At 62.4% G+C, this 19,735-nt stretch carries 15 protein-coding genes; 11 read left to right on the top strand and 4 right to left on the bottom strand.

Features of this window, described 5'->3' with window-relative positions; genetic code table 11:
* The first annotated feature begins 1 nt into the window (after nucleotide 1).
* The 9 genes from CO655_RS09775 to CO655_RS09735 all read left to right on the top strand — a co-directional run bounded on the left by CO655_RS09775 (nucleotide 2) and on the right by CO655_RS09735 (nucleotide 7,520).
* Nucleotides 2-466: a hypothetical protein gene (locus tag CO655_RS09775; RefSeq protein WP_176539231.1), complete on the top strand. Its 465-nt coding sequence runs from the start codon at nucleotides 2-4 to the stop codon at nucleotides 464-466.
* A 26-nt stretch (nucleotides 467-492) separates the two neighbouring features.
* A complete protein-coding gene (locus CO655_RS09770; protein WP_097664492.1) occupies nucleotides 493-774 on the top strand; it encodes a hypothetical protein in 282 nt (93 codons plus the stop codon).
* A gap of 257 nt (nucleotides 775-1,031) precedes the next feature.
* Nucleotides 1,032-1,949, top strand: coding sequence for a metal ABC transporter substrate-binding protein (locus tag CO655_RS09765; RefSeq protein WP_097607739.1), 918 nt, complete (start codon nucleotides 1,032-1,034; stop codon nucleotides 1,947-1,949).
* Nucleotides 1,946-2,845, top strand: a complete 900-nt coding sequence (locus CO655_RS09760) for a manganese/iron ABC transporter ATP-binding protein (protein ID WP_097664491.1) — start codon at nucleotides 1,946-1,948, stop codon at nucleotides 2,843-2,845. Before CO655_RS09765 ends, CO655_RS09760 begins: the two co-directional genes overlap by 4 nt.
* Nucleotides 2,842-3,702 (top strand): metal ABC transporter permease, encoded by an 861-nt coding sequence (locus CO655_RS09755; protein WP_097664490.1) that lies wholly within the window; start codon nucleotides 2,842-2,844, stop codon nucleotides 3,700-3,702. Before CO655_RS09760 ends, CO655_RS09755 begins: the two co-directional genes overlap by 4 nt.
* Nucleotides 3,699-4,544, top strand: a complete 846-nt coding sequence (locus CO655_RS09750) for a metal ABC transporter permease (RefSeq protein WP_010031420.1) — start codon at nucleotides 3,699-3,701, stop codon at nucleotides 4,542-4,544. Before CO655_RS09755 ends, CO655_RS09750 begins: the two co-directional genes overlap by 4 nt.
* Before the next feature lie 155 nt (nucleotides 4,545-4,699).
* A complete protein-coding gene (locus CO655_RS09745; RefSeq protein ID WP_010031421.1) occupies nucleotides 4,700-5,725 on the top strand; it encodes an ABC transporter substrate-binding protein in 1,026 nt (341 codons plus the stop codon).
* On the top strand, nucleotides 5,722-6,762 hold the full coding sequence (locus CO655_RS09740) for an iron ABC transporter permease (protein ID WP_097664489.1): 1,041 nt from the start codon (nucleotides 5,722-5,724) through the stop codon (nucleotides 6,760-6,762). Before CO655_RS09745 ends, CO655_RS09740 begins: the two co-directional genes overlap by 4 nt.
* Nucleotides 6,759-7,520: an ABC transporter ATP-binding protein gene (locus tag CO655_RS09735; RefSeq protein ID WP_097664488.1), complete on the top strand. Its 762-nt coding sequence runs from the start codon at nucleotides 6,759-6,761 to the stop codon at nucleotides 7,518-7,520. Before CO655_RS09740 ends, CO655_RS09735 begins: the two co-directional genes overlap by 4 nt.
* Before the next feature lie 19 nt (nucleotides 7,521-7,539).
* Here CO655_RS09735 and CO655_RS09730 read toward each other — a convergent pair whose 3' ends face one another.
* On the bottom strand, nucleotides 7,540-8,007 hold the full coding sequence (locus CO655_RS09730) for an Lrp/AsnC family transcriptional regulator (protein ID WP_009995216.1): 468 nt from the start codon (nucleotides 8,005-8,007) through the stop codon (nucleotides 7,540-7,542).
* A 147-nt stretch (nucleotides 8,008-8,154) separates the two neighbouring features.
* Here CO655_RS09730 and CO655_RS09725 point away from each other — a divergent pair, with 147 nt between their 5' ends.
* Together CO655_RS09725 and CO655_RS09720 are read left to right on the top strand one after the other, a co-directional pair.
* Nucleotides 8,155-9,333: an amino acid aminotransferase gene (locus CO655_RS09725; RefSeq protein WP_097664487.1), complete on the top strand. Its 1,179-nt coding sequence runs from the start codon at nucleotides 8,155-8,157 to the stop codon at nucleotides 9,331-9,333.
* A 34-nt stretch (nucleotides 9,334-9,367) separates the two neighbouring features.
* Nucleotides 9,368-10,996, top strand: coding sequence for a thiamine pyrophosphate-dependent enzyme (locus tag CO655_RS09720; protein WP_097664486.1), 1,629 nt, complete (start codon nucleotides 9,368-9,370; stop codon nucleotides 10,994-10,996).
* Nucleotides 10,997-11,002: 6 nt separating this feature from the next.
* On the opposite strand, the gene glgB is transcribed toward CO655_RS09720, so the two are convergent.
* From glgB to CO655_RS09705, 3 genes are read right to left on the bottom strand one after another with little or no spacing between them, the layout of a single operon-like run.
* Nucleotides 11,003-13,213 (bottom strand): 1,4-alpha-glucan branching protein GlgB, encoded by a 2,211-nt coding sequence (gene glgB, locus CO655_RS09715; protein WP_097664485.1) that lies wholly within the window; start codon nucleotides 13,211-13,213, stop codon nucleotides 11,003-11,005.
* Nucleotides 13,210-16,491, bottom strand: coding sequence for a maltose alpha-D-glucosyltransferase (treS, locus tag CO655_RS09710; protein WP_097664484.1), 3,282 nt, complete (start codon nucleotides 16,489-16,491; stop codon nucleotides 13,210-13,212). The genes glgB and treS overlap by 4 nt, the downstream gene beginning before the upstream one ends.
* Nucleotides 16,492-19,719, bottom strand: a complete 3,228-nt coding sequence (locus CO655_RS09705; protein ID WP_097664482.1) for a maltotransferase domain-containing protein — start codon at nucleotides 19,717-19,719, stop codon at nucleotides 16,492-16,494.
* Nucleotides 19,720-19,735 lie beyond the last annotated feature (16 nt).

Here is a 19,735-nt window from a genome sequence, read left to right as displayed (position 1 = left end):
AATGGAGAGCGACATGTCGAACGTCTCGAGGACCGGCAAGGAAGAGATCAACAACGCGACCAGCCCGACCACCTTTGGAAAATCGGTCGAAAGCCAGGCGCAGATCCAGGATGCGGCGGCGGACGCCTCGCCCGATGCCGGCGATGAAATGCTCAACATCTACCGGCTGGAACCGATCGCCGCCCCCGACGATCCGAGATGGGACAATGCCCCCGGCCATGGCATCGTTGTCGTCGCCGCCAGAACGCCTGGCGATGCCAGGATCGTCGCCGCGGCGCGCGAACTCGATTTCATGGAAGTGGATGCGGCGCCCGCCGAGGATGTGACGACGGCCAATGCCAGTGCCTTCCGCGATGACAAGCTCTATACTGTCATCGAGATCGACCGGAACAGGCGCGATATCAAACGCGGCATCCTGGAGGGTACGGTCTCGGTCGACACGATCCGGTCGGTTGAACCGGATTAGAGCCCGCCTCTTTCATTGGAGTTCTCATGAATACCGCCAATCTGCAGCTCAAGGGCCTGATCATGGCGATGGCGTCCATATGCGACGCGATCGTCGAGAAAGAACTGCTCACCCGCCAGGAACTCAATGCCGCGCTGTCGAAAGCCATGAAGGCCATCGAGGACGACGACGATCATGAGCTTTCGGACGCCAACCGCGCTGCGATCCTGTTTCCTATCCGTGTCTTGCAGGTTGCCGAGCAGGCCGCCGGAAAAGGCGAGCAGCGGACTTTTTCGGACTATGCCAAGCTCGTGGGAAAGCTGAGCTGAGCGTGTTCGAGGGATTTCCCCTTGAGGCTGTCGGCGTCGAGCCCAGGCCGGCTGCGGATCCACCACGGGGCCGGTCCTGACCGTGGCAGCCTGACCTCTTCGAAAATCCTTGTTGCAATTCAGTCGCAATTGCAGAATAGATAGATACGAGGCTCATCAGCAATAATTGCAAATGCGTCGCATTTACATCGGTGAACTTGTTATCGGCCGTCGCTGTGCGTGCCGAACGGTTGATGGGGCAAAAGAAGGGAATATTCATGCTTAGTTGCCTAAGACGCAGAGTCATAACCGGAATGGTGGCCGTTGCCGCACTCGGCCTGATGGCCGGCGGTGCCGCCGCGCAGGAGAAATTCAAAGCGGTGACCACCTTCACCGTCATTGCCGACATGGCAAAGAACGTTGCCGGCGATGCCGCGATCGTGGAATCGATCACCAAGCCCGGGGCCGAGATCCACGGCTATCAGCCGACGCCGGGTGATATCCAGCGGGCGCAGGGCGCCCAGATCCTCTTGTCGAACGGCCTCAATCTCGAGCTGTGGTTTCAGAAATTTTTCCGGAACCTGAAAGATGTTCCCGACGTCGTGGTCTCCACAGGCGTCGAGCCGATGGGCATCAGCGAAGGCCCCTATAGCGGCAAACCGAATCCGCATGCCTGGATGTCGCCGAAGAACGCGATCATTTATGTCGACAACATCCGCGATGCCTTCGTCAAATACGATCCTGAGAATGCCGAGGTCTACAAGGCCAATGCGGAGGCCTACAAGAAGGAGATCGAGGCGACCGTTGCGCCGATCCGCCAGAAGCTGGGTACCATCCCCGAGGATAAGCGCTGGCTTGTATCGAGCGAAGGGGCCTTCTCTTATCTCGCCCGCGACTTCGGCTTGAAGGAACTCTATCTATGGCCGATCAATGCCGATCAGCAGGGCACGCCGCAACAGGTCCGCAAAGTCGTCGATGCCGTCAGGGCCAATAAGATCCCTGCCGTGTTCAGCGAGAGCACGGTGTCGGACAAGCCGGCCCGGCAGGTCGCCCGTGAAACCGGCGCCCATTATGGCGGCGTGCTCTATGTCGACTCCTTAAGCGAAGCCGACGGCCCCACGCCGACCTATATCGACCTGCTGCGCGTCACCTCCGATACCATCGTCAAGGGTCTTGCCGAAGGCCTGTCGCAATGAACGCGATCGTTTCCCCTGTTTTCCCCGCATCTTCGGATGCGGGGGCCGGCATTGCCGTGACGGACGCCACGGTCACCTATCGCAACGGCCACACGGCGCTGCGCGACGCCAGCTTCCAGACCCCCACCGGCACCATCACCGCGCTTGTCGGCGTCAACGGTTCCGGCAAGTCAACCCTGTTCAAGGCGATCATGGGCTTCGTGCGCCTCGCCAGGGGCCAGATTTCGGTGCTCGGCATGCCGGTCGAACAAGCGCTGCGGAAAAATCTCGTCGCCTATGTGCCGCAATCGGAAGAGGTCGACTGGAATTTTCCGGTGCTGGTCGAGGACGTCGTCATGATGGGGCGCTACGGCCACATGGGGATGATGCGCATACCGAAAGCGGCCGACCACGACGCTGTGTCCAAGGCGCTCGCCCGCGTCAACATGAGCGAATTCCGCAAGCGCCAGATCGGCGAGCTTTCCGGCGGCCAGAAGAAACGCGTTTTCCTCGCTCGCGCGCTGGCGCAGGACGGTCGCGTCATCCTGCTCGACGAACCCTTCACCGGCGTCGACGTCAAGACCGAAGAGGCCATCGTCAAATTGCTCCGCTCGCTACGCGACGAAGGCCGGGTGATGCTGGTCTCGACGCATAATCTCGGCAGCGTGCCGGAATTCTGCGACCGCACGGTGCTGATCAAAGGTACGGTACTGGCCCACGGCTCCACAGACGAGACCTTTACACAGGAAAACCTCGAGAAAACCTTCGGCGGCGTGCTTCGCCATCTCGTGTTGAATGGCTCCGGGGGCAAGCCATATCCCGTCGGCATCCTCACTGACGACGAGCGGCCGCTGGTCCTGCGGGAGGGCAAACTGCTCGCGCCTGCCCCGGCGGACGGAAGCGGGGATCAAGGCTGATGGCCGCCATTCTCGAACCTTTCACCTATGACTACATGCTGAACGCCATGTGGGTCTCGGCTCTAGTCGGCGGTGTCTGCGCCTTCCTCTCCTGTTATCTGATGCTCAAGGGCTGGTCGCTGATCGGCGACGCACTCTCGCATTCCATCGTGCCGGGTGTCGCCGGCGCCTATATGATCGGACTTCCCTTCTCGATCGGCGCATTCTTCTCCGGCGGCCTTGCCGCCGCGGCGATGCTCTTCCTCAACCAGCGCACCAAACTGAAGGAAGACGCCATCATCGGCCTGATCTTCTCCTCCTTCTTCGGGCTTGGCCTGTTCATGGTATCGCTGAGACCGACTGCAGTGAACATCCAGACGATCGTGCTCGGCAACATCCTCGCAATCACGCCCGAGGACACGCTCCAGCTTGCCATCATCGGCTTCGTTTCGCTCGCCGTCCTGCTGGTGAAATGGAAGGACCTGATGGTCGTCTTCTTCGACGAGACCCACGCCCGTTCAATCGGGCTCAATCCAACGCGGCTCAAGATCATGTTTTTCACGCTGCTGTCGGCCTCGACGGTCGCGGCCCTCCAGACCGTCGGCGCCTTTCTCGTCATCTGTATGGTGGTGACGCCGGGCGCGACGGCTTACCTGCTGACGGATCGTTTCCCGCGGCTGCTCGTCATCGCCGTAGCGATCGGGGCAGCGACCAGCTTCGTCGGCGCCTATGTGAGCTATTTCCTCGACGGCGCGACCGGCGGCATCATCATCGTTTTCCAGACGTTGATCTTCCTTGCCGCCTTCTTCCTGGCGCCCAAGCACGGAATGCTGGCGAGCCGGCGCAGGGCTGCTCAAGCGCTGGAGACATCACCATGAACGGTCTCGCCGCCTTGCTGGTGCCGTTCCAGTTCGATTTTATGATCAACGCCCTGATCATCTCGGTGCTGATCGCCATCCCGACGGCGCTGCTCTCCTGCTTTCTCGTGCTCAAGGGCTGGGCGCTGATGGGCGACGCCATGAGCCATGCCGTATTCCCGGGCGTGGTGATTGCCTATATCGCCGGCTTTCCTTTCTCGATCGGCGCCTTTGCGGCCGGGATGGTCTGTGCGCTTGCCACCGGTTTCCTCAAGGATAACAGCCGCATCAAGCAGGACACGGTGATGGGCATCGTATTTTCGGGCATGTTCGGGTTCGGCCTGGTTCTCTATGTGAAAATCCAGTCCGAGGTGCATCTCGATCACATCCTCTTCGGCGACATGCTCGGCATCGGCTTTCCCGACATCGTGGAAACGGGAGCCGTTGCGCTACTGACGGCCGCCATCGTCGCCATAAAGTGGCGTGACCTGCTGCTGCACGCGTTCGACCCGGCGCAGGCGAGAGCGGTCGGACTGAGGGTGAACCTGCTTCACTACGGCCTGCTCTGCCTGATTTCATTGACGATCGTGGCAGCGCTTCGGTCGGTCGGCATCATTCTCGCCATCTCGCTGCTGATTGCACCAGGCTCCATCGCCTATCTGCTGACGCGCCGCTTCAGTACGATGCTCGTTTTTTCGGTCGCAATCGCGGTGATCACGGCTTTTGCAGGCGTCTATCTCTCCTTCTTTATCGACAGCGCGCCGGCCCCGACCATCGTTCTTCTGTTCGCGATCGTCTTTATCGGAGCCTTCCTCCATGCCACGCGCAAGGCCGCACGGATCGAAACCCAGGAGGCAAGCTGAGGATGAGCGACCGCCTGCCTCCGGAACGGAGCCTGCGCCCGCCGCATGTCCGGTGCTGTCGCTTTTTGCGATAAGTTGATTTAATCGGTCTTGTTTTCCGGCTGTTCCTGTGGCTATACCCCGGCCGCATATACTCACGCACCGGGGATTTCTTCGTGACCAACCTCAAATCGCTCCTGGCCGCCTGCGGCCTCTCCGCCCTGATCGGCCTTGCCGCAACGCCGTCTCTGGCGGGTTCGACCACCTATCCGCTGACGCTGGAAAACTGCGGCGCAGAGGTGACGTTCAAGAAGGCACCCGAGCGGGCGATCGGCCTCGGCCAGAACAGCGCGGAAATCCTGCTGCTGCTCGGCCTTCAGGACAAGATGGTCGGCACCGCCTTCTGGCCGAGCAGGGTGCTGCCACAGCTCGCTGAGGCCAATGCCAAGGTCAAGCTTCTGACCGTTGAGATGCCGACCTTTGAATCGATGCTTGCCGAAAATCCCGATTTCGTCGCGGCGGCGCTGCCGAGCCTGGTCGGGCCGAACAGCAAGGTCGCCAAGCGCGAGGATTTCGACAAGGTCGGCGTCGCCACCTATCTCTCGCCCAGCACCTGCCTCAGCACCAAGGATGTCAAGGACCAGTACGGCAGCCGCGGCGAGCTGTGGAACATGGACCTTCTCTACAAGGAGATCGACGAGCTCTCGCAGATCTTCGACGTCGCCGACCGCGGTCAGGCGCTGATCGCCGATTTCAAGGCGCGTGAAGCCAAGCTGCGCGGAAGCGTTGCCAAGGACGGCCAGAAACTCTCCTACGTCTTCTGGTTCTCCAGCCCCAGCCCGTCGGCCGATGCCTATGTCGGCGGCAAGAACAGCGCCTCCGGCTTCATCGCTGACCTGCTCGGCGGACGCAACGCGATCGACGCGGCAGCGGAATGGCCGACCATCGGCTGGGAAGGCATCATCGCCGCCAATCCCGATGTCATTGTCGTCGCCAGCCTCGATCGCAACCGCTGGGAGCTCGACAAGCCTGAGGCCAAGATCAAGTTCCTGAACACCGATCCTGCCGTCAGCCAGATCCCTGCCGTCAAGAACAAGGCGCTGGTCGTCATGGACGGCCAGGCGATGAACCCGACCATCCGCACGATCTACGGCGCCGAACAGGTGGCCGAACAGCTGAAGGCCCTCGGTCTGCTGAAGTGACCGAGGCGGGACGTCTCTTCCGGCAGCTGGGAGCGGTCACCGCACTGCTTCTGGCTTCCCTCTGCCTCATCGCTGTCGCCATCGGCGTCAGCGTCGGAATCGGCGATCTGCCGATTCCGCTCGCGACCACATTTTCCGCCGTCACCAACCGGCTCGGCTGGACCGCGGTCGAGCTCAATCGCATCCACGAGACTGTCATCTGGGACTATCGCCTGAGCCGGGCACTCGTCGCCGCCTTCTGCGGCGCGGGGCTGGCGCTGTCGGGCGCCATCATGCAGTCGCTGCTGCGCAACCCGCTTGCCGAACCCTATGTGCTCGGCATCTCCGCCGGGGCCTCCACCGGCGCCGTCGCAATCGTCATCCTGGGGCTCGGTGCCGGCGCGGTGTCGCTGTCGGCAGGCGCCTTTGCCGGCGCCTTTGCAGCCTTCTTCTTCGTGGCGCTGCTTTCGAACGGCACACGCGGCGGCGCGGACCGCACCATCCTTGCCGGTGTCGCCGCATCGCAGCTCTTCAACGCATCGACCTCCTATATCGTCACCACTTCGGCCAATGCGCAGCAGGCCCGCGACGTCATGTTCTGGCTGCTCGGCAGTTTCGGCGGCGTGCGCTGGCCGGAATTCGCGCTGGTCTCGATCGTCGTCGGCATCGGTCTCGCCGCCTGCCTGCTCTACGCCCGCGTGCTCGATGCCTTCGCTTTCGGCGACGAGGCGGCCTCCTCGCTCGGCGTTAATGTCGGCCGCGCGCGTATGGTGCTCTTCGCGCTGACCGCAATGATGACGGCAACGATCGTCAGCATGGTCGGCTCGATCGGCTTCGTCGGGCTTGTCGTGCCGCATGTCGCCCGCTTCGTCGTCGGGCCGCTTCATATCCGCCTCCTGCCGGCCTGCGCCATTGCAGGGGGGATCTTCATGGTGTTCGCCGATATCGCCGCGCGCGCCCTCATTCCCGGCCAGATCCTGCCGATCGGCGTCGTCACCGCCTTGGTCGGCGTTCCCTTCTTCTCGATCATCCTCTATCGGTTTCAGCGCGCGTCATGAGCATCAAGGCCGACAACCTCACCTGGAAAATTGGCAGGAAGACCATTCTGGACGGCGTTTCCATGGAGGCTCAGCCCGGCCGGATGCTCGGACTGCTCGGGCCGAACGGCTCCGGCAAGACCTCGCTGCTGCGGCTTCTCGCCGGCCTGAAGCGGCCGCATTCCGGCCGTGTCACGCTCGATCGCAAAGATATCGGCAAGATCAGCCGCCGCTCGATCGCCCGGCGCATCGCCTTCGTCGAGCAGCATGCCACGACCAATGCCAATCTGAAGGTCGTCGATGTCGTCAAACTCGGCCGCTTCCCGCACCGCTCCATGTTTTCCGGCTGGACCAAGACCGACGAAGAGGCGGTCGAAGCGGCACTCGCCCGCGCCGGCATGACGGGGAAACGCAACGACCGCTGGCAGAGCCTGTCGGGCGGCGAAAAGCAGCGCACCCATATCGCCAGGGCGCTCGCCCAGTCGCCGCAGGAGCTGATCCTCGACGAGCCGACAAACCATCTCGATATCCAGCACCAGATCGGCCTGATGCGGCTCGTCTCCGGCCTGCCGATCACCAGCATCGTCGCCCTGCATGATCTCAACCATGCCGCCATGTTCTGCGATGAGCTTGTTATCATGCAGCAGGGCACGATCGTTGCCTCCGGCGCACCGGAGGATGTGCTGAGCGAAAAGCTCCTGCGCGAGGTCTTCTCGATCGAGGCGCGCGTCGAAGCATCGCCCTATCACTCCCGCCCGCACATCCACTATCTCAAGTGAGAGCGGCTGCGTGACGCCCTCACGTCACGATCTGCAACGGCAGAGCGGTGGTCTTCTTGATCGTCTTCAGGACGATGCTCGATTTGACCGAGGCCAGATTGTCGGTGACCCGGATCATTCGTTCGAGAAACTGGCTGAGATGGTCGAGGTCGCGCGTCATGACCTTCATCAGAAAATCCGCGTCACCCGTCTGCGAATAACATTCCAGGATTTCCGGCGCGGTTTCGATGAAGCGATGGAGCCGCTCGTTTCCGCCTTCCGTATGCGCGCGCAGACTGACGAGCGTATGGGCGACGACGCTGAAACCCAGTTTCGCGGGATTGAGGATGGCGACGACGCTCTGGATATATTGCTCCTTGCGCAGCCGTTCCAAACGGCGCGCGCATTGGGTGGCGGAGAGATTGACCTTCTGCGACAGCTCGCCCTGAGTCATCTCGCTGTTCTGCTGAAGTGCGGCGAGCAATTTGATATCGAACTGGTCAAGCATGGATCACCCGAGATGAGGGGAATTTCGGCATAGTATAGACATCTGACGCAGAATGTCTGCATATATACATTGAAACAGGCAGACAATCGCAGAAATTCGCCGCGAAACTTCAGTTAATCTCCAGAAAGGATAAATGGAGGTGGACCTGTGTTTGAAGAACTGAATAGCCGGCCGGCCGACAGCCTGCTTGCCCTCATCAAGGCCTTCCAGGCCGACGAACGAACCGGAAAGATCGACCTCGGCGTCGGCGTCTATCGCGACGCCATGGGCCGCACTCCGGTCATGCGGGCCGTGAAGGCGGCGGAGCAGTTTCTTCTGGAGACGCAGGACAGCAAGAAATATCTCGGCCCGGAAGGCGATCTGCACTTTGTCCGTCTGCTGCAGCCGATCATTTTCGGGCAATCGCCGGCCTTCGGTGAGCGTCTTGTCGGTATCCAGACGCCGGGCGGCAGCGGCGCGCTGCGTCTCGGCGCGGAACTCATCCAGACGGCAAATCCATCGGCAAAGGTTCTGCTGGGCACGCCGAGCTGGCCCAACCATGCGCCGATTTTCGGTTCGGCGCGGCTGGCCGTAAGGGAATATTCCTTCGTCGATCTCACCTCGCAGCAGGTGAAGTTCGACAGCGTGGTCGAGGCCCTGTCTTCCGCCAACGCAGGCGATGTCGTGCTTCTTCACGGCTGCTGCCACAATCCGACCGGCATCGATTTCACCATGGAAGAGTGGCGCCGAATTGCCGAACTGCTCGTCGTCCACAAGCTCGTGCCCTTCATCGATCTTGCCTATCAGGGGCTCGGCGACGGTCTCGATCAGGATGCAGCGCCGACACGCATGATCCTCGATGCCGTCGACGAGGCGCTGATCGCCTATTCCTGCGACAAGAATTTCGGCCTCTATCGCGAGCGCGTCGGCGCGCTCTATGTCATGACCCGCAATGCCGGCGACATCGGGAAAGCCGAAAGCAACATGGCCGCGCTCGCCCGCGTCAACTGGTCCATGCCGCCGGATCATGGCGCGGCAATCGTCCGAACCATTCTCGAAAGCGCCGAAATGTCGGCAATGTGGCGTACCGAGCTCGAAGAAATGTGCGAGCGTATCAACGGCAATCGCGCCGCGCTCTCCGCCGCAGCACCCGATCTCGCCTTCATCAGCAGCCAGCGCGGCCTGTTCTCCAATCTCGCCATGTCAAAGGATATCGCGGCGGCGCTGCGAGCTAGACACGGCATCTACATGGCCGATTCCGGGCGGATGAATCTCGCGGGCATGCAGCCGGCCGACGCCGGCGCCATCGTCGCCGCACTTCGAGCCGAAGGTTGCTTGAAGCAATAGTGACATAACCGAACTCAAATCATTGGATTTGCAAATGAGCAGGAAAGAAACGACCGGCCAGGCGATCGCTCGTTCGCTTGTGGCCCACGGAATCGATACGGTCTTCGGCATTCCGGGCGCCCACATGTATGACTTCAATGACGCGCTTTACGGCGCCGGTGACAAGCTTCGCTTCATCCATACCAGGCATGAACAGGGTGCCGGCTATATGGCCTACGGCTATGCCAAGTCTACCGGCCGGATTGGTGCCTATACCGTTGTCCCCGGCCCGGGCGTGCTCAATTCCGGCGCGGCTCTCTGCACCGCTTATGGCGCCAATGCGCCGGTGCTCTGCATCACCGGCAACATCATGTCCCACCTGATCGGGCAAGGCAGAGGACAGCTCCACGAACTGCCGGACCAGCTTGCGACCATGCGCGGGATCACAAAGACGGCGGAGCGCATCAACCACCAGTCCGAGGCCGGTCCGGTCATATCAGAGATCATCGGCAAAATGCTCTCCGGACGCCAAGGCCCGGGAGCAGTCGAAGCACCGTGGGATGTATTCGGACAATCCGGCCCGGAAACCGATCTCCCCCTTGGCACGAGAGCCGCTCATCCGGCCGTCAATCCCGATCAGATCGCCGCCGCGGCGGCGCTGATTTCAGGCGCTCGGAATCCGATGATCATGGTCGGCGGCGGCGCCGCGGATGCCGGCGCTGACATCGCAGCACTTGCGGAGCTCTTGCAGGCGCCGGTCACCTCCCACCGCTCCGGCAAGGGCATCGTCGCCGACGACCATCCGAACTATCTGAATTTCGTCGCCGCCTACGAATACTGGAAGAAGGTCGACGTGCTGATCGGGATCGGCAGCCGGCTCGAATTGCAATTCATGCGGTGGAAGTGGCTGCCCAAAGGCCTCAAGATCATCCGCATCGATATCGATCCGACCGAGATGGTCCGCCTCAAGCCCGATGTCGGCATCGTCGCTGATGCGAGCGATGGAACGCAGGCACTGACCGCTGCGTTGGCAGGTGCCAGCCGCGAGGATCGCACGCGCGAATTCGCCGAACTGAATGAAGAGGCGAGATCTCGTTTTTCGGCGGTGCAGCCGCAGCTCGCCTATCTCGATGCCATTCGCGAGGCTCTGCCGCGAGACGGCTTCTTCGTCGAGGAAATCAGCCAGATGGGCTTCACCGCCCGATTTGCCTTCCCGGTCTACGGCCCGCGCCAATATGTGACATGCGGCTATCAGGACAATCTCGGTTTCGGCTTCAACACCGCGCTCGGCGTAAAGGTCGCCAACCCCGATAAAGCCGTTATCTCCGTTTCCGGTGACGGCGGCTTCATGTTCGGCGTTCAGGAACTTGCCACAGCCGTCCAGCACAAGATCGCCGTCATCGCCATCGTCTTCAACAATTCGGCCTATGGCAATGTGTTGCGCGACCAGAAGCAGGCCTACAAAGGCCGCTATCTCGGCTCGGAACTCACCAATCCGGATTTCGTCGCTCTTGGCGAGAGCTTCGGCGTCAAATCCTTTAAGGCGACCAGTCCCGGCGAATTGAGAGAGGTATTGCATAAGGCCCTCTCGCTCAATGAACCCGTGCTCATCGAGGTTCCGATCGAAAAAGGATCCGAGGCGAGCCCCTGGCCCTTCATTCATCCGGCACCACACGCCGAATGAAGCCTGTCATGGCGACGGTCCCTTAAGGAAGACCGTCGCCAGCGGCGGCAGCGTCAGCGAGACGGAGACGGGCCTGCCGTGGGCGGGGATGGGTTCGCTCGAGACTGCACCATTGACGAGCCCGGAGCCGCCATATTCGCGCGCATCCGTCGTTATGCGCTCGATCCACACGCCATCGTGCGGCACGCCGATCCTGTAGCCGTAACGCGGCACCGGCGTGAAGTTCGAGACGACGAGGACGGATGAAGAGCGGTCAGGAGCATAACGCAGCATGCCGAGAACGGAATTGACGGCATCGTCGGCCGCCGCCCATTCGAAGCCCTCGGGGTGAAAATCGCCGAACTGCAGTGCCGGCTCTTCGCCGTAGAGGCTGTTCAGATCCTTCACCAGACGCTGGATGCCGACATGAGCCGGCCGGTCCAGCACATCCCAGCTCACCGAAGCATCGTGGTTCCATTCGCCCGGCTGGGCGACTTCGCTTCCCATGAACAGCAGCTTCTTGCCGGGATGGCCCCACATGAAGGCGAGATAGCTGCGCAGATTGGCGAATTTTTGCCAGTCGTCGCCCGGCATCTTCGTCAGCAGCGAGCCTTTCCCGTAGACCACCTCATCATGGGAAATCGGCAGGATGAAACGCTCGGAATAGGCATAGATCATGCCGAAGGTCATCGTGCCGTGGTGATAGCTCCGGTAGACGGGGTCCTTTTCGATATAACTCAGGCTGTCGTGCATCCAGCCCATGTTCCATTTGATATCGAAGCCGAGCCCGCCCTCCTCCGGCGGCTTGGTCACACCCGGCCAGGCCGTCGATTCCTCGGCGATGGTCATGGCATGCGGGCAACGCTCGTGAACGATGCTGTTGAGGTGCTTGAAGAACTCCACCGCCTCCAGATTCTCGCGCCCGCCATATTGATTTGGGATCCACTCCCCCTCGTTGCGGCTGTAATCGCGGTAGAGCATCGAGGCGACGGCGTCGACGCGCAAGCCGTCGACGTGGTAGCGCTCGAGCCATTCCAGCGCGCTGGCGATCAGGAAGCCCTTCACCTCGTTGCGGCCGAGATTGTAGATCATCGTATTCCAGTCGCGATGAAAACCTTCGCGCGGGTCCTCGTGCTCGTAGAGCGCACTGCCGTCGAAGCGGGCAAGGCCCCAGACGTCGGTGGGAAAGTGAGCCGGCACCCAATCGAGGATGACACCGATACCGGCGCCATGACATCGGTCGACAAAATAGGCGAAATCTTCCGGCGTTCCGTATCGGCCGGTCGGGGCAAACAGCCCGAGCGGCTGGTATCCCCAGGAGCCGCCGAAGGGATGCTCCATGATCGGCAGCAATTCGATATGGGTAAATCCCATGTCGCGGACATAGGGAACAAGCCGCTGGCTGAGCTCGGCCCAATCGAGATAGCTGTTGCTGTCCTGCCGGTCGCGAAGCCAGGAGCCGGCGTGCACCTCGTATACGGAGATCGCGCCTTCGAGCCTGGCCTGCCGGTCGCGGCCTTTCATCCAACCGTCATCGGTCCATCGAAACGGCGTCGACGATGCAACGATGGAGGCGGTGGACGGGGCGGCCTCGCTTGCCCGCGCGACGGGATCAGCCTTTTGCGGCAGGCAGGTTCCCTGCGCGTCGATGATCTCGAACTTGTATCTTTCACCGGGGGCGAGACGTGGGACGAACAGCTCCCATACGCCCGCCGATTGCCTGAGTCGCATCGGATTGCGGCGGCCGTCCCAAGCGTTGAAGTCGCCGACGACCGAGACACGCCGCGCATTCGGCGCCCAGACGGCGAAACGAACGCCCGGTATGTCGTCAATCGACATCGCCACGGCGCCGAGCGTCCGGCTCAGGCTGTAATGGGTCCCCTCGGATATCAGGTGAAGGTCGAGCTCACCGAGCAGAAGACCGAAGCTGTAAGGATCCTCCGTAACCTGCTCTCCATCCGGCCACTGGATCCGCAACCGGTATCCCATTCTCGAACCCGTCGTCGCTGCGAACAGGCCGGAGGGGTGAGCGATGCTGAAAGGCGTTACCACCCTGCCGCTCGCCGCCTCGATGAGATCGATCGCTTCGGCGCCTGGCAGATAGACGCGCACGATCGTCATCCCGCCACTCTCGTGCGGTCCGAGGATCGAGAATGGATCGCCATGGCGCCCCTCGATCAAGGCCCAAAGCGCATCGTGTCCGATGCCTGAGAGAAGTTCCGAACGTTCGATATTCATGCATTGACCCCCGCTAAGCGCGATACGATTTCGGTAAGGCCGGCGAGTGGGATCGGCAGCCATTTCGGCCTGTTGCGGGCCTCATAGGCAATCTCGTAGGCGGCCTTTTCGAGAAGAAAGGCATCAAGAAGCCTCCGTCGTTGATCGGGCGGCATGGCAAGCGCCTTCGACGCCGACACCGCCTGCCAATAGGCGTCGATAAAGGCCGCCTCGGCGTTGCGTCCGAAACGGGCGATGGCGTTGCGGCGAACCTCGTTTTCGTGTTCGGTGACAGCGTCATTATCGAGCTGGGCGGTGGCGACGAGATAGCTCAGCGACCTGAGAAGGCCGGCGACGTCGCGCAAGGGAACCGTCTTGGCGCGGCGCTCGGCCAGATTTTTCGCCGGCTCGCCCTCGAAGTCGATGATGACGGCATCGCCCTCGCTGACCAGGATCTGGCCGAGATGGAAGTCGCCATGGGTGCGCGTCATCAGCGCATGGCGGGCACTGTCCGCCAGCGTCGCGGCAAGCTCGACCAGTTCGGAGCGGCGCTCAAGAAGCGGGGCCGCGAGCAGGTCGATCGCCGGATCGGCTCCCACCGCGCGTTCGGCGAGCTTCGACAGCGCATAGGCGACCTCGCCGGCAACTGCCTTTTTGATCGCCTCGACTTCACCATCGCCTGCGACGATCGGGCTGAAGGCCTCATCCGCATTTTCTCCGGCGAGCACCACATGCAATTCGCCCAATCTCATGCCGACCATCGCGACGAAGCTGATCAGCGACCGGAAGACGTCGTCGCCGGGCTCGACTGCCGGATCGGCCAGCACCAGCTCATCGGCGCCGCGGCGCAGATTGTTCAGCATCCAGTTCCAGGCGTCGCCCTGATTGCGGATCGCGCCCTGGACGATGATCAGGGTAGAGCGGCGCCCGCTGGAATCGGTATGCGCGACTTCGCCGAGCAGCGGCGCGGTGTGGTCGTAGCCGGCGCGCGTCAGAAACCGCGTCATCTCCACCTCGGGGTGGATGCCGGGGAAGATGTGCCGGATCAGCTTGATCATAGCGACATCGCCGACGATCAGCGAACTGTTGGATTGCTCGGCCGACAGCCAGTGCACCGGCATGTCGTCGCTGACATCAAGCCGGTCGAGCCGCTCGGTGCCGAGAAATTCCAGCGTGCCGGTGCGCCCGGTGATGCGCGAGCGGTCGGCAAGTCCGCGCAGGATGCCGCGCGCCATCGGCTCCACGGCAAATCCATCCGTCAGGAAACCGACCCGCCTGCCCTGGCGAACCCGCCCGAGCGCAAGCTGCTGGGTTAGCGCCGAGGGCTGGGCATCATCCCAGGCGACCGTCAAAGGCAGCTGATAGGATTCGGTATGGTCAGGCAGCACCACCTCCAATTCGCCGAGAACGACGCCATCGGCAAAGGGGATCGGCGTCGCCGAGATCAGCCTCGCCGCCTGCAGCGGCTGGTCCTTCGCCCCGAACCAGCGCCGCCTGGTGAGATAGGCGGGAAGGATTTCGTTGGTCAGCACGCGCGCATGCGCGGGCTCGTCGACGAGATCGAGCAGGCCGCGGCGGATGACCATCGTCACGAGATCGGGCAGCTGTTCGGGTGGCGCCGTGCGCCAGGCCGGCGGATCGGCATCGGCCTCCAGCTGGAACCAGAAGAAGCCATAGGGCGGCAATGTCAGGAGATAGGTCAATTGGCCGATCGGCGGAAATGGCGACATGCCGGTCAGTTCGATCGGCACGCGGCCCTCGAAGGCCGAGAGGTCGAGCTCGACCGCCTGGGGCAGCCGCGAGAGATTGGCGACGCACATCAGCGTCTCGCCGTCATACTCCCTGAGATAGGCGAGGATCTTGCGGTTCTCGGGCGAGAGGAAACGCAGCGAGCCGCGCCCGAAGGCCGGATGCCGGCCGCGCAGCGCCAGCATCTTGCGCGTCCAGTTGAGCAGCGAATGCGCATCCGTGCTCTGCGCCTCGACATTGACCGCCTCGAAACCGTAGAGCGGATCGGCGATCAGCGGCAGCACGAGGCGCGCCGGATCCGTGCGCGAGAAGCCGCCATTGCGATCCGGCGACCATTGCATCGGTGTGCGCACCCCGTCCCGGTCGCCGAGATAGATATTGTCGCCCATGCCGATCTCGTCGCCGTAGTAGATCACAGGCGTTCCCGGCATCGACAGAAGAAGCGCGTTCATCAGCTCGATGCGGCGGCGGTCGCGCTCCATCAGCGGCGCCAGGCGCCGCCTGATGCCGAGATTGATGCGGGCGCGCTTGTCGGAGGCATAGGTCTCCCAGAGATAGTCGCGCTCGGCATCGGTCACCATTTCGAGCGTCAGCTCGTCGTGGTTGCGCAGGAAGATCGCCCACTGGCAATTCTCGGGAATCTCCGGCGTCTGGCGCAGGATATCGGTGATCGGGAACCGATCCTCCTTGGCGATCGCCATGTACATGCGCGGCATTAGCGGGAAGTGGAAGGCCATGTGGCATTCGTCGCCGTCGCCGAAATATTCGCGCGTATCCTCCGGCCACTGGTTGGCTTCGGCCAGCAGCATCACGCCGGGATGAGTGGCATCGAGGGCGGCGCGGATGCGCTTGAGGATCCCATGGGTTTCCGGCAGGTTTTCGTTGATCGTCGCCTCGCGCTCGACGAGATAGGGGATCGCGTCAAGACGAAAACCGTCAATGCCGGTCTCCAGCCAGAAGCGCATCACCTTCAGCAGTTCCTCCATGACAAGCGGGCTGTCGAAGTTGAGGTCCGGCTGGTGGGAATAGAAGCGGTGCCAGTAATAGGCGCCGGCCACCGCATCCCATGTCCAGTTCGATTTTTCCGTGTCGAGGAAGATGATGCGCGTTTCCGGGAATTTCTGATCGTTATCCGACCAGACATAGAAATCGCGCTCGGGTGAACCTGCCGGCGCCTGGCGGGCGCGCTGGAACCAGGGATGCTGGTCGGAGGTGTGGTTGATGACGAGCTCGATGATGACGCGGATGTTGCGCTGGTGGGCGGCATCGACGAAGGCCCTGAAATCCTCCAGCGTCCCGTAGTCGGAGCTGACATTGCCGTAGTCGGCGATGTCATAGCCGTCGTCGCGGCGCGGCGAAGGAAAGAAGGGCAGGAGCCAGATGGCGTTGACGCCGAGCGCCGCGATATGATCGAGCTTGGCGTGCAGACCGGCAAAATCGCCGACGCCATCGCCATTGGCGTCATAGAACGACTTGATGTGCAGCTGGTAGATGATCGCATCCTTGTACCAGAGCAGCGGCTCGGTGTTACCGGTGTTCATCGTGTCCATTCATGCCTCCGCGGCGCGAACGCGCCAGATCGCAAAGGGCAGAATGTGAGGATTGAGACTGATAGTCTGCCGTTTGCCGTTCCACCTGAAACGATGCCCGCCGACCAGATCCTCGACGTCGAGCGCGCCGCCGTCCCCGAGCGACCACTTCCAGAGCGGCAGCTCGACGTCGCTTTGCTGGAAATTATGGGGGTCGAGGTTGATCGCGATCAGCAATACATTGTCGCGCGCACGGCTCGCCTTCTCGAAGAACAGGATGTTGTCATTCCAGGCGGGGAGCAGCGTCAGCCCGAGATGCGAATGCAGCGCGATGTTTTCGTTCCGGATGCGGTTGAGCATCCTGATTTCGGCAATGATGTTGCCCGGCCGGTCGTAGTCCCAGGCTCGGATTTCGTATTTCTCGCTGTCGGCATATTCCTTGCGCTTGGCGTCGGGGCGCCCCTCGCACAGTTCGAAACCGTTATAGACACCCCACAATCCCGACAGGGTGGCGGCGAGTGCGGCGCGGATCAGGAAGGCCGGGCGCGGCGCGTTCTGCAGAAAATCCGGGTTGATGTCGTGGGTGTTGACGAAGAAGTGCGGGCGGAAGAATTCCTTCGGCGCCGTCTCGGTCAGCTCGCGCATATATTGCTCGAGCTCCCACTTGGCGTTGCGCCAAGTGAAGTAGGTGTAGGACTGGGAGAAGCCGATCTTCGCCAACCGGTACATCACCTTCGGTTTGGTGAAGGCTTCCGACAGGAAGACGACATCGGGATGGCGCGCCCTGATATCGCCGATCAGCCATTCCCAGAACGGAAAAGGCTTGGTGTGCGGATTGTCGACCCGAAACAGCTTGACGCCTTGGTCGACCCAGAGCTGGACGATATCCCTCAGCTCCACCCATAGGGAAGGCAAGGCGTCCTTCGTGTAGAAATCGACATTGACGATATCTTCGTATTTCTTCGGCGGGTTCTCGGCATATTTGATCGTGCCGTCGGGGCGCCAGTCGAACCAGCCGGGATGCTCCGTCAGCCAGGGATGATCCGGCGAGGCCTGGATGGCGAGGTCCAGCGCAATCTCCAGCCCATGCCGGCCCGCCTCCTCGACCAGCCGGCCGAAATCCTCGAAATCGCCGAGCTCGGGATGGATGGCGTCGTGCCCGCCATCTTCCGAGCCGATGGCATAGGGGCTGCCGGGATCGCCGGGTGCGGCCTTCAGGCTGTTGTTGCGCCCCTTGCGGTTGGTCGAGCCGATCGGGTGAATGGGCGGGAAGTAGAGCACGTCGAAGCCCATGCCGCGAATATCGGCCAGTCTCGGAATGACGTCGTCGAAGGTGCCGTGCCGGTTCGGATCGCCGCTCTGCGAACGCGGGAAGATCTGATACCAGCTGGCGAAGGCCGCCTCCTTGCGTTCGGCATCGACAGCGCTCGTCGTCGAGCGAAGCCGGAATGGCCGCCTGTCAGCCCGGTTCATCAGCTCGGATGTCTCGGGGGCGAGCAGGATCGCCGTGCGCTCGGGATCGGAAGCCTTTTCGAGATTGTCGATCAGAGCCTGCAATCCGGCGCCGAGCGCTGCCAGCGCTTGCGCCTTCGCGGCGCGAACGAGGTTCAATCCCTCCTGGAGCTCCAGCTTCAGGTCCAGTCTCGCATCGTTCTTCTTGGTCAGCTCGTAACGGAAGATCGCGAACGGGTTCTTCCACGCCTCGACGGCGAATTCGTAACGCCCCATGCGCTCCAGCAGGAATTCGGCCCGCCAGCGGTCGTTCTCGACCAGTTGCATCGGCGTCTCGTTCCACTCCGCCATGGCCTCATGCGGCCGCCAGAGCAGGACGGCTGCGAGCGGGTCGTGACCATCGGCGAATATATCCGCCTCGACGGTGACGGTGTCGCCGACCACGCGTTTGACGGGAAAGCGTCCGTCATCAACCCGCGGCATGATGTTTTCGATGGCAAGCCGCGCCGACGCCGTCGCCTGCTCGACCTCGAGGGCGGGCCTGGATGTGATCGGCTCCGGCGCCTTGCCTTCAATCACCCGGGTCTCGCCTGCCCGCAGACGCAGGGCCGCGCCATCGGCGGCGACGGGTAGAAAACCGGAGGCGGCCTCGCGAAGCGCCGTCACCGGCGCAGGCGCGCTTCGCCTGAGGTCCCGGTTGAGCAGGATGAAGCGCACATCGGACGCGCTGCGAAGATCCTGCGCCTCGGATTGGACAAGCACCGAAACCGGCCCGCTGGCATTGCGGATCAAGCGAAGCGACGGAGCCCGCGCCTTGCCGGCCTTGCCGATCTCGCTGTTGGCAAGACGGATCTCGGATGAGATGTCGAAGGCGAGATCATGACGCAGCTTGCGCAAGCCCGAGCCATCACCATGCGTCGGATCAAGCGGCGTCGCCGCACCATATTCGAAACCCATGGGAACCATGAGGCCGCCGCCGAGCGAAGCGGCAAGCCGCAGCGCTCTGATGGCGCGCCGCTCGAGGATTTCGCGGCTCTCGGTCCCATGCGCGATACGCTTGGCGAAAGGCGGCTCGGGAAAGGCGATCTGCCAGCCGAGCGGCTCCTGGATACGATGCTCATCGACGAACCATCTCTCGTCGAGATCCCACCAGGCCATCGATGAAAAACATCCCGCGAAACCCGCATCGGCGATGGCGCTTCTCACCGCAAAATCGGTGCCGGGCGTCCAGGCGAAGAATTGCACCTCGGCCTTCTCTCGCACGCCCGCAATCAGCGATTTGAAAAAGGCCGGTGCCGCCCGATCGATCCCGAGCACCCTATACCCGGAGAGGCCGGCGTCGGACAGGCGCTGCAGCCGCTCGGTCCATTCCACCAGCAGCTGCGACTGCTGCTCCGCCCCCGCCGTGGTCATCGGCTCCGGCGGGTCGAGCGGCGAGCGCCGGGGGTCGACGGGGCGGTAGCTCGCTTGCGGGTCCCGCGCTTTCCCGTCGAGCATCAGGTCCATCATCAAGCCGACGCCGCTCTTGCCGGCGACCTCCGCCAGCCGCGACACTCCATCCGCAACCGCGCTTTCGAGCTGCAGTTCAGGATCGAGGCGATCAAAGTCTTGAGAGGAAAAGACGCTGCATTCCCCGCCCCTGTTAAAAAGGGGCGCCGTCAGCACATGGTCGAAACCGATATCCGCCGCATGGTCGAAAACCTCGCGCCATGCATCGGCCCCTTGGAGGAGCAGCGGATTGACATAATAAATCCGGGGTGGGGTGCTGAGTGCACCCTGTTTCACAGAGAGTAACATCGGCCGCCGCCTCGCG

The organism is Rhizobium sp. M1 (genome assembly GCF_002531805.1).
GTDB classification, from domain to species: Bacteria; Pseudomonadota; Alphaproteobacteria; order Rhizobiales; family Rhizobiaceae; genus Rhizobium; species Rhizobium etli_C.
This window is presented reverse-complemented; position numbering and strand designations above follow the sequence as displayed.

What these genes read in the sequence shown, in the direction of transcription:
- glgB (WP_097664485.1), bottom strand. Translation starts at nt 13,213, where the DNA reads ATGAATATCGAACGTTCGGAACTTCTCTCAGGCATCGGACACGATGCG.
- CO655_RS09765 (WP_097607739.1), top strand. Translation starts at nt 1,032, where the DNA reads ATGCTTAGTTGCCTAAGACGCAGAGTCATAACCGGAATGGTGGCCGTT.
- CO655_RS09735 (WP_097664488.1), top strand. Translation starts at nt 6,759, where the DNA reads ATGAGCATCAAGGCCGACAACCTCACCTGGAAAATTGGCAGGAAGACC.
- CO655_RS09720 (WP_097664486.1), top strand. Translation starts at nt 9,368, where the DNA reads ATGAGCAGGAAAGAAACGACCGGCCAGGCGATCGCTCGTTCGCTTGTG.
- CO655_RS09730 (WP_009995216.1), bottom strand. Translation starts at nt 8,007, where the DNA reads ATGCTTGACCAGTTCGATATCAAATTGCTCGCCGCACTTCAGCAGAAC.
- CO655_RS09760 (WP_097664491.1), top strand. Translation starts at nt 1,946, where the DNA reads ATGAACGCGATCGTTTCCCCTGTTTTCCCCGCATCTTCGGATGCGGGG.
- CO655_RS09750 (WP_010031420.1), top strand. Translation starts at nt 3,699, where the DNA reads ATGAACGGTCTCGCCGCCTTGCTGGTGCCGTTCCAGTTCGATTTTATG.
- treS (WP_097664484.1), bottom strand. Translation starts at nt 16,491, where the DNA reads ATGGACACGATGAACACCGGTAACACCGAGCCGCTGCTCTGGTACAAG.
- CO655_RS09770 (WP_097664492.1), top strand. Translation starts at nt 493, where the DNA reads ATGAATACCGCCAATCTGCAGCTCAAGGGCCTGATCATGGCGATGGCG.
- CO655_RS09775 (WP_176539231.1), top strand. Translation starts at nt 2, where the DNA reads ATGGAGAGCGACATGTCGAACGTCTCGAGGACCGGCAAGGAAGAGATC.
- CO655_RS09705 (WP_097664482.1), bottom strand. Translation starts at nt 19,719, where the DNA reads ATGTTACTCTCTGTGAAACAGGGTGCACTCAGCACCCCACCCCGGATT.